Here is a 1702-nt window from a genome sequence, read left to right as displayed (position 1 = left end):
TTCTTCGAGGTGAGGGGCTTCTTCCAGTGCTGGTCGCCCCACATCGACGTGTACGCCGGGTCCACGGCAACGATGGAGAGGCCGTGTTCGGACGCCATGGACACGAGCCGGGCCTTGAGCTTGCCGGTGGGGATGCCGGAGACGAGCTGCCGGAAGCGCTTGCGTCTGCCGTGCTTCTCGCGGGTCTTCTCGGCGGCGAAGTCCAGGTTCTCCAGGCCGATGGCTTTGACGCCGCACCGGTCGGCCCAGCGCAGCAATTGGCTGATGGCGTGCCGGACCTGGGCGTCACGATGGTCTGCGTTGCCGGACAGGTTGTAGAAGAACCGCTTGGGGTCGCCGACCGGGTTGCCGTGCCGGTCGAGCCGGTAGGCGGCGAAGTGGTCGGCGTTGGTGTCCACGCCGATCATGCCCTCAGAGCGCGCCGTCTGGAGCGGGACGGTCTGGACAGCGGGCCGTGTCCATGACGCTGTCAGGTACCAGCGGCCCCGCTCCGCGTCCAGGTGGATGCGGTAGGCCACGGCCCGGTTGTCTTCGATCCGGTCGCGCCACTCGGCTGACCGGTGCCGGAACTGCACGCGGGCGGCGAGGACGTACCGGCCGTGCTTGCTGTTGGCCAGGTGGTCGAGCGGGGCGGGAAGCCTGATGCCGACCTCGCCGTCCGGGGTGACGCGGATGGTTTCGTTGCCGAAGCGTTTGCCCGACTCGCCGTCGGCGGCGAGGAACCACCGTTCGGCTTCCCACCGCTGGCGCCACTGCTCGGCGGTGAGCTGGGCGGCTTGGAGGTTGTGACGGTTGTTGATCAGGCGCCGGCCGCCGCGTGCGACGTGCACGACACCGGCCTCACGCTCGGCGCGGGCCACGTCCAGGCGGTGTTCCAGGGTCGCCAGACGGCGGGACTTGTTGAACCACTCGCCCCGGCTGCGGTATCCGCCGGGTGCCCGCTTGGTGCCCTTCTGGCCGATCGGCTGGGAGAGGCGGTGCATCAGCGTCCGCACACCGGCCTCAAGCGCTTGGATGTGGGCGAGCTGACAGCGGCGGGACAGCGCCCACTGATCGTGAGTGGCCTTCGTGATCGAACCGGCCCACCGGGACGAGGAACCGGCCGTCAAACCCTGCTTCCGGGCGGCCCACGTGTCGCTGTTGTGGGCCAGTCCGTCAGCGCAGCGGTTCTTGAGGTCCAGCGAGGCGAGGCGTCCGAGGTGTGCACCGGCCAGCCGCAACACCTTGTCGTCCACGTCGGTGAGGTGCTTGAGACGGTCGCGAATCGCCACCCCGGACGGCCCGGGCGCGACGAACGGCGCGTCGATGGTGCGCAGCTGCTTCTTCTTCGGCTCACTCATCGCCGGCCGCCGCTTCGAGAGCCTTCCTCGCCCGGTTCTTCGCCGACCGACGGCCGTACAGGCGGGCGCAGAACGATGTCAGCACCTCCACCATGTCTTGGACCAGGTCGTCTTCGACTTCGCCGTCGTCCAGGACGACGAGTCGGCGACCAGTCGCGGACAGGGCGGCCTCGATCAGCTCTACGTTCATCCGGCCGAGTCGGTCTTTGTGCTCGACCACGACCGTGGTCACCGCCGGGTCGGCCAGCAGCCGCTTCGCCTTCACGCGGCAGCCGTTCATACCCGAGGCGATCTCGGATTCGATCCGCACCACCTTCTGCCCGGCCTTCGCCGCCCATGCCTCCAGGCGAGCGGTCTGCCGC

2 protein-coding genes are annotated in these 1702 nt (G+C 69.1%); both read right to left on the bottom strand.

All coding sequences use genetic code 11. From position 1 onward, the window contains the following. Nucleotides 1-1340, bottom strand: a 1340-nt coding sequence (locus C1J00_RS43000) for an IS200/IS605 family element transposase accessory protein TnpB (protein ID WP_102914189.1), incomplete at its 3' end; no start/stop codon positions are given. Further along, the coding region (locus C1J00_RS42995) for an IS607 family transposase (protein WP_107501889.1) at nt 1333-1702 on the bottom strand (370 nt) is incomplete at its 5' end. The genes C1J00_RS42995 and C1J00_RS43000, both read right to left, overlap by 8 nt.

This window comes from Streptomyces cahuitamycinicus (genome assembly GCF_002891435.1).
Lineage (GTDB): Bacteria > Actinomycetota > Actinomycetes > Streptomycetales > Streptomycetaceae > Streptomyces > Streptomyces cahuitamycinicus.
Note: the sequence above shows the minus strand (reverse complement) of the source record. Positions and strands in the feature narration are given on the sequence as shown.